This window comes from Massilia phosphatilytica, assembly GCF_977014125.1.
This window is the reverse complement of the sequence record NZ_CDRNIL010000101.1, coordinates 1-7,000: the sequence shown is the minus strand read 5'-3', so window position 1 is coordinate 7,000 and position 7,000 is coordinate 1. Positions and strand designations below refer to the sequence as shown.

General features: G+C 57.9%; 10 protein-coding genes and 1 pseudogene. 10 read left to right on the top strand and 1 reads right to left on the bottom strand.

The features are described from left to right. Positions 1-50: 50 nt before the first annotated feature. Positions 51-215 carry a hypothetical protein gene (locus ACWNCF_RS03490; RefSeq protein ID WP_449406030.1) on the bottom strand — a complete coding sequence of 55 codons (165 nt, stop codon included), beginning with the start codon at positions 213-215 and terminating at the stop codon, positions 51-53. Here ACWNCF_RS03490 and ACWNCF_RS03485 point away from each other — a divergent pair. From ACWNCF_RS03485 to ACWNCF_RS03440, 10 genes and pseudogenes are all read left to right on the top strand, one after another. Continuing rightward, a complete protein-coding gene (locus ACWNCF_RS03485; protein ID WP_449406029.1) occupies positions 150-296 on the top strand; it encodes a type VI secretion system baseplate subunit TssF in 147 nt (48 codons plus the stop codon). The two genes, ACWNCF_RS03490 and ACWNCF_RS03485, sit on opposite strands and share 66 nt — an antisense overlap. Positions 297-321: 25 nt before the next feature. Then, positions 322-618 (top strand): annotated as a pseudogene (locus tag ACWNCF_RS03480) (type VI secretion system baseplate subunit TssF); the annotation flags it as partial. 4 nt (positions 619-622) lie between these two features. Then, a complete protein-coding gene (locus tag ACWNCF_RS03475; protein ID WP_449406028.1) occupies positions 623-1,087 on the top strand; it encodes a type VI secretion system baseplate subunit TssF in 465 nt (154 codons plus the stop codon). Further along, on the top strand, positions 1,084-2,151 hold the full coding sequence (tssG, locus tag ACWNCF_RS03470) for a type VI secretion system baseplate subunit TssG (protein WP_449406027.1): 1,068 nt from the start codon (positions 1,084-1,086) through the stop codon (positions 2,149-2,151). Before ACWNCF_RS03475 ends, tssG begins: the two co-directional genes overlap by 4 nt. Positions 2,152-2,327: 176 nt before the next feature. Continuing rightward, positions 2,328-2,822, top strand: coding sequence for a contractile injection system protein, VgrG/Pvc8 family (locus ACWNCF_RS03465; RefSeq protein WP_449406026.1), 495 nt, complete (start codon positions 2,328-2,330; stop codon positions 2,820-2,822). Positions 2,823-3,612: 790 nt separating this feature from the next. Next, the gene (gene vgrG / locus ACWNCF_RS03460) at positions 3,613-4,119 is read left to right on the top strand and encodes a type VI secretion system tip protein VgrG (RefSeq protein WP_449406025.1); all 507 of its coding nucleotides are present in this window, start codon (positions 3,613-3,615) and stop codon (positions 4,117-4,119) included. After that, positions 4,103-4,456 carry a hypothetical protein gene (locus ACWNCF_RS03455; RefSeq protein WP_449406024.1) on the top strand — a complete coding sequence of 118 codons (354 nt, stop codon included), beginning with the start codon at positions 4,103-4,105 and terminating at the stop codon, positions 4,454-4,456. Before vgrG ends, ACWNCF_RS03455 begins: the two co-directional genes overlap by 17 nt. Continuing rightward, positions 4,344-4,820 carry a DUF2345 domain-containing protein gene (locus tag ACWNCF_RS03450; RefSeq protein WP_449406023.1) on the top strand — a complete coding sequence of 159 codons (477 nt, stop codon included), beginning with the start codon at positions 4,344-4,346 and terminating at the stop codon, positions 4,818-4,820. The genes ACWNCF_RS03455 and ACWNCF_RS03450 overlap by 113 nt, the downstream gene beginning before the upstream one ends. Before the next feature lie 193 nt (positions 4,821-5,013). Continuing rightward, positions 5,014-5,937: a 3D domain-containing protein gene (locus ACWNCF_RS03445; protein WP_449406022.1), complete on the top strand. Its 924-nt coding sequence runs from the start codon at positions 5,014-5,016 to the stop codon at positions 5,935-5,937. Then, a complete protein-coding gene (locus ACWNCF_RS03440; RefSeq protein ID WP_449406021.1) occupies positions 5,937-6,422 on the top strand; it encodes a hypothetical protein in 486 nt (161 codons plus the stop codon). The genes ACWNCF_RS03445 and ACWNCF_RS03440 overlap by 1 nt, the downstream gene beginning before the upstream one ends. Positions 6,423-7,000: the final 578 nt, after the last annotated feature.

Sequence of the window (7,000 nt, the reverse complement as noted above, 5' to 3'; positions counted from 1 at the left end):
TGTTGCCTGCACTGGTTCAGTTACGTATTGCTAAGGTTAAAACGGAGGAGTTAGTTGGATGATCCAGCACCTAAGGTTAAAACGGAGGAGTTAGTTGGATGATCCAGCACCTGCTGGCGGGCGTACCACCGGGCTCGGACCAGGCCCGGATGCTCGCCGGCCTGTCGGCGCACAGCCTGCTCACCGGCTGCACGCCGGTCGTCAACCTGTTCCATCAGCCGGGAGTCCCGATCCGGTACGACCAGCGGACCGCGGAATACAGCGTGCTTGCGCATTCCGCATGCGGCGGGGTATGAAGTGTATTCGGTCGACCGGGTCCACATGGTGCGGCAGCAGGGCAAGGACATCGCGCCAATCGAATTTCGCCCCTTTTACGCGCTGCGGCATGGGGAAAGCGATGCGCACAAGGGACGCTACTGGATAATGCGCCATGACGATACGCTGGCGGTCACCAGCCCTGGCCACGAAAAAGTCATCTCTCTCGTCGATACCGACGGCGACCCGCTCGCGGTCGAGCACACGACGCTGTCGATCGACCTCACCTGCACCAACCGCAACCTGCCCTGCCTGTTGAAATGCGGGGCGACCGACGGCGACCTGTCCATTCCCGGCACGACGCGGGGTGTACGGATACGTTTCCTGCGCCGGCCCACGCGTCCGCATCGCCTGGCAAACGGCCAGGGCATTCCACTGGCGCCTCATTTCGCACCTGACGCTCAACCATCACTCCCTCGCGCAAGAAGGGGCCGACGGCCTGCGCGAGATGCTCGCCTTGTACGACGTTACCGGGTCCGCGGTATCGCGGCGGCAGATCGCCGGCGTCGTCGGGCTTGAACATGCCGAGGCGACCGCGTGGATCCGGCACAGGCGCGGCTCGTCCCTCGCGCACGGGACCGAAGTACGCCTGACGATCGATGAGGAGGCGTTCGTCGGCGCCGGCCTGCACCTGTTCGTGCAGGTCATCGACCAGTTCTTTGCGCTGTATGTGCAGATGAACAGTTTTATCGAGCTGGTGATCCTGTCACACCACACCGGAGAGGAGCTGGTCCGATGCAAACCGCGAAGCGGCAGCATGCCCCTGTCATGATCGAGCGCCTGCGCGCGGCGCCGTACCGCTACCGGTTCGCGCAACTGCTGAACATTCTCGTGCGGCTGTTGCGCCAACAGGGCATCCCGTACCGCCAGGCATTCGATCACGTGCTGCGCTTTCGTAACAGCCTGTCGCTGGCTTTTCCGGCGAGCGAGATCGAAAGCATGCAGGTCGAATCGGCGCAGGCCGCCGGGACGTCTCGCATTCACATCACCTCCGCATTCATCGGACTCCTTGGCGCCAGCGGCACCTTGCCCCTGCACGACACCGAACGGGCGGCCGCGAGGACGGGACCGGGCACCGACGAAATCTGGAAGCCGTTCATCGATCTGTGTTCGAACCGGGCCGTCGGCCTGTTCTACGAGGCGTGGGGAAAATACCGCGTCGAACATGGGCTGAATACGCGCGCCCGGGACGATCTGCTGCCGCTGCTGACCGCACTGGGTGGTCTTCGGCCCACGAGTTTCGGGCCAGCGCGGCCCTTCGATTCGATTCCGTCGGAAGTCGCCGCCTTCTACGCCGGATTGCTCCGGACGCGCCCGATCGCCGCCTCGACCGTGGAACGTGTGCTGGGCGACTACTTCGGCGTTCCCGTGCGTCTCGAAGAATTCGTCGGCGCCTGGGATCCGCTGCCGGCGATGATCCGCAGCACGCTCGGGGTCACCGATCCCACCCTCGGCTTCGGCGCCGCGCTGGGTACGCGCACGTGGCGCAACGACTTGCGTGTCCGCCTCCATATCGGCCCGCTGGACGAGGAAACGGCGAAGGCGTTCCTGCCGCACGGCCGGTCTCACGCGGCATTGAAGGAGATGGTCAGCCTGTTTGCCGTGCCCTCCATCCAGTATGAAGTCAGGCTCTTGCTGGACAAGCCGTGTCTCAAGCCGCTGACCTTGCGGGCCAAAGGGCAGGACCGGAAACGCCTCGGTTGGAATTCCTTCCTGACGGGCACGGAAGGCAAGGCGAGCCGGCCGGATATTCGGTCTGCCTTGCGGCTGACAACCGGTCGCGGGTCGACGGGACGGCAGAATCGGGACGCGCAAGCACCGGCGGTTCGACCGTAACCGGTCTGGAACGTATCCACCTGTCTGCGCCGAGAACCATCGACAGGCAAATCAGCGCTTGTCGCGGCATTCATTCTCCCCGACGCCTTCTTGCTGTTGATCAAGGATGCTCGCCGTCCTGTTGAGTACCTTAACCGACGGAAATCTGACACCTGATAAACCATCGGAGGTGCTGCATGGATGGGAGCCAAGCGATCGCGGCGGGCGCTGCGCTGTCGGTGTTCAGCCACGATGCGCAGCACGACCGCCTCATGCGCATGGAGTTCCCCCGCAACGATGGACCGGAAGCGATTCTCCTGCCGAACCGGATGACCGCGCGCGAGGAAGTCTCGCGCTGCTTTCGCGTCGAAGCCGAACTCCTGTCGGACGACGCCCGGATTCCCCTGAAAGCGATGATGGCCAGGATGGTGACGATTTCCGTCGTGCGCGAAGACGGTTCTCTGCGTTACTTCAACGGCTACGTCACCGAATTCCGCTTCGTGCGCGCCGACGGCGGGTTCGCGTTCTACCGCATGGTGCTGGAACCGTGGCTGGCATTCGCCAAGCTGCGCAAGGACAACCGTGTCATTCCACGGCAAGAGCGTCATCGAACTGACCGAACTCACCTTCGCGCATTACCGCCAGGCCGACTGGCGTCACGGTCACATCATCGACGACGTATCCGCGGATGACCTGTGCGAACCAGTACGACGAGACCGACTACAACCATTTGCATCGCCGCTGGGAAGCGCTATGGCCTGCATGTATTGGTACGAGCACCGGGCGGACGGGCACACGCTCTGGCTCACCGATAGAAGCACGCTCGCGCAATCCGGTCGACTCGACCGGAATCGACGATTCCGGCGAAATTCCCTTCCGCGATCAGGGCCGGCTCGCTCGAAGACGACGGCATCCGCGAATGGAGTCCCGTGCGCCGCATCGGTTCCGGCCAGACGACCCTGGCCAGCTTCGATTACAAAAACCCGGTCGCGCAGCGTTCGACCGCCGAATCGCTGCAACAACCAGGGCGACGTCTTCCCGTACGAGGTCTACGAAAACACCGGATCGTACGGTTTCCGCACCCACGACGACGGCGAACGCCTCGCCTACCGGCGCATGGGCGAGCGCGACGCGAACACCCAGATATTTCGAAGCGCGCGGCAATGATCGCACCGCCCAGCCGGGCCGCTGCTTCAAGCTCGGCGGCCATTTCAGCGCCGAGCTGCAAGTCTCAGAAGCGCGGCGAGCCAGCCAAGCCCAGCATCCGCGACCGCGACTACCTGATCCTGTCCGTGGACCACGAGGCCAGCAACAACTACCAGGCCGGAGCAGGCGCGCCGTCGAACTACGAGAACACGTTCCGCTGCGTGCGCAAAGATATTCGGTGGCGCCCGGGACGCCACTACAACAGCCAACCCTGCACCTATCCCGGCATCCAGACTGCCATCGTCGTCGGACCTGACCGGGCCGAGGTCCACACCGATGGCTACGGACGCGTCACGGGTCCAGTTCCACTGGGACAGGCTGGGCAATTACGACGAGAACAGTTCTCCATGGCTGCGCGTCATGTCGCCGGGCGCGGGCAACCAGTTCGGGAACATTCGCCTGCCGCGGGTTGGCGAGGAAGTGGCGGTGGTCTTTCTGGACGCGAACATCGACCATCCTGTCATTCTCGGGGCGCTGTACAACTACACGCATATGCCGCCGTGGAAGTTGCCCGGACAGCAGGCCCTGTCCGGGCTGCGGAGTCGGGAATTGCAGGGAGGCGCACCTGGCAGGCGTGGCAATCACCTGATCCTTGACGACACGGCCGGCAAAATCCAGGCGCAGCTGAAAAGCGATCATCAGTCTAGCCAGCTGTCGCTTGGTCATATCAGCCGTATCGAAGACACGTCCGGCAGGAAAGACCCTCGCGGTGAAGGATGGGAATTGCGCACGGACAGGGCACGGGGCGCTGCGCTCGGCCGAAGGAATGATTGTGACCACTGAACGGCGCCCCCAGGGCCAGTCGCACATCACCGATATAAAAGAGACCCTGCAGCGTCTCAGCGAGGGGCATCTGCTGCATGAGATACAGGCGAAGAACGCCATCGGATTCCAGGCTCAGGAATGGGGGCAACAGGATGACGTGGCAGATATAGTGCAGCGGCAAAACGAAACTTTAGCGGGAGGCACCGGAAAGTTCCCAGAGTTCGAGGATCCCACATCTTGTCTTGGCAAGCGCTGCAGAGATCGCCACGGCAACTGCCCAGACTACCCACATGTTCAGCGAGCAACATATCGCTCTAACCGCGAAACGGGACATATCGTTCGTAGCCGGCGATAGCTTCTTCGCAAGCATCAAGCAAACTTTCCGACTATTTGCTGAAAAAGCTGGAATGAAGTTGATTGCAGCGGCCGGCAAGATCACAGTCCAGGCAAAGCAAGATGAGATAGAGCTTATCGCTGCTAAGGTGATGAGTATTATCAGCAATGAAGATTGGATCAATCTGAAGAGTAAAAAAGGAATACGGTTACATGGTGCAGGTTCGGTTTTAGAAATAAGTGACAAGGTCCAGTTCTTCACAACTTCACCTACGTTATTCCACGGAAACCTCGAGACATTGGCACCTGCCGCGCCGCCGAACTCGGACCCCACGTCTGGACAGTCGCCCACCCCACTTACACCAGGTGTCCAAAAACACATTTGACGAGCAATCCCGAATCGTTGCAGCAGATGGACATACGCCAATCGCCAACCGCTCTTACCGAATCATTGCCGATGACGGACAGATTTGGGAAGGTCGCAGTGACAGGGAAGGCTTTACACAACGCGTAGTCACCGAGGCTTCTGTAAAACTTTCACTCGTTTTACTCCCTGATTGATATTTTATCGGAGAACACATGCCTGAGGCAATTGTCGCAAAAGCGATTACAAACTCGACACCAGGATCGATTGTTTCCGTCAAAATTGATGACTACGTGTGCATGCTCACTGTTGAGAAAAACAAATTTGGCGACGAATTACCTATAATTCCGACTGACTCGCGAACAGAGAAAAACAAGATACTCTACCAACTGAAATTGAGAGCCAGATTAACTCAACATAGGGATGCCGCCCCCGTTCCAGGGCGCTGTTTCTCGCTTAGATCCGACCGTTCTTGTGATCGATTAGAGTCAAACGGAAAAACAAATGTTCAAGGAGAGATGACGTTCGTCCTCATCACTCGCGAACCTGGCGAACTCGAACTGACCGTGCAGACTGCGGGAATTACAATGCCTGGCTTAAAAATAAAATTACATGAAGCTTGGTACGAATCTTCATTTCTCATCACTGGCTACCATGTTTGTGAAGAGGATGATTTTTCTGGTGAACTAGTGGAGGGACAAGGGCTAGATGAGAAGCACAGGGACGATTTCCTTTACGGAGCGGCAGGGGTGGCCATGCAAGGAACAGGAAAAGGAAGCGACGGCCGATATATACGTCTCGACAACAAACCGGGAAGCTGGCATAAAAACATCAAAGGCAATCCTGACCGGTTAAGCAATCCGTCTGCTGCAAAATTTTCGTACACTGACAAATTTTACGGAAAATATGGAATAGTCGAGGAAAATCATTCGATAGCGGTTGATAAATCAATAATCCCGAAAAAATCCAAAGTCAGCATAGAAGGATTAGGGGAAAGAGTAGCCGATGATTCTGGAGGCGGCATACATTCATACCACATCGATAATTTTCTCGGATCAGGAGACTCAGTAGTGAAGACTTGGCTAAAAAGCGGAATCAACCATACACAGCGAGCGGTTAAGTACTTGGGAGTTGCCTGATGAATATCGCGCGTCGATTGATCGTGTTTTTGGCCACCAGCATCCTCATGACGAGCGCTTATCCGGAAACCTTAAAGAAGGTTTATCTTGACAGCAACCGGAACATACATATCGTAAACGACCATGAGGTCGACACGCAAATAACGAACAAAGGAAATGCCAGCACACTAAAACTAGCTCCTAACAGGGAAACCGTGGCTTGGTTAGTCATGAATACTTGGATAGCAGAAGGTGATGACGGCCCCGGCTCTGAAGAATTAATGCTCTATCGCGATGGAAAATTCAGCTCACTTAAATGCACACCATTTATTCGAGATTACTGGTTTTGGATGAATGGAGATCAAATTGCTATTGACTGTGGCGCAAGACATTTTGCAGGACGAGAAACCCTTTATGACACCAGGACCATGCGCGAACTTTCGAGTTTTGATGAGGCCAAGGTTCCGTTAGAAAGCCGACCAGATTGGTCGGACGCTGATAACTGATAAATTTTCGCGTTACTGCCCTAACTGGGCAAGCCGTTATGGTTCCAGTTACGTCTAATGAATGCACTGAGGGGAAACAACGTGATACACAACGGACGCGGGGTAATTCGCCACAATGATAAAACCGATCACGGCGGCCAGGTTCGTGTCGCAGAACCGATGCGGCGCACGGGACTCCATTCGCGGATGCCGTCGTCTTCGAGCGAGCCGGCCTTGTCGCAGGAAGGGAATTTCGCCGGAATCGTCGATTCCGGTGCGAATCGACCGGTTGCACGAGCGTGCTTCTATCGGTGAGCCAGAGCGTGTGTCCATCCGCCCGGTGCTCGTACCAATACATCGCCAAGCGCTTCCCAGCGGCGATCCGAATGGTTGTAGTCGGTCTCGTCGTACTCGTCGCACCACGTCATCCGCGGATCGTCGTCGATGATGTGCGTGCGCCAGTCGGCCTGGCGGTAATGCGCGAAGGTCGTTCGGTCAGTTCGATGACGCTCTTGCCGTAGAACGACGCATTATCCTCCGCAGCTTGGCGAATGCCAGCCACGGTTCAGGTACTGGATCATCCAACTAACTCCTCCGTT

Excerpts from the sequence above, each read along its gene's own strand:
- ACWNCF_RS03485 (WP_449406029.1), top strand. The coding sequence starts at position 150 with ATGCTCGCCGGCCTGTCGGCGCACAGCCTGCTCACCGGCTGCACGCCG.
- ACWNCF_RS03490 (WP_449406030.1), bottom strand. The coding sequence starts at position 215 with ATGGAACAGGTTGACGACCGGCGTGCAGCCGGTGAGCAGGCTGTGCGC.
- tssG (WP_449406027.1), top strand. The coding sequence starts at position 1,084 with ATGATCGAGCGCCTGCGCGCGGCGCCGTACCGCTACCGGTTCGCGCAA.
- ACWNCF_RS03465 (WP_449406026.1), top strand. The coding sequence starts at position 2,328 with ATGGATGGGAGCCAAGCGATCGCGGCGGGCGCTGCGCTGTCGGTGTTC.
- vgrG (WP_449406025.1), top strand. The coding sequence starts at position 3,613 with ATGGCTACGGACGCGTCACGGGTCCAGTTCCACTGGGACAGGCTGGGC.
- ACWNCF_RS03455 (WP_449406024.1), top strand. The coding sequence starts at position 4,103 with ATGATTGTGACCACTGAACGGCGCCCCCAGGGCCAGTCGCACATCACC.
- ACWNCF_RS03445 (WP_449406022.1), top strand. The coding sequence starts at position 5,014 with ATGCCTGAGGCAATTGTCGCAAAAGCGATTACAAACTCGACACCAGGA.
- ACWNCF_RS03440 (WP_449406021.1), top strand. The coding sequence starts at position 5,937 with ATGAATATCGCGCGTCGATTGATCGTGTTTTTGGCCACCAGCATCCTC.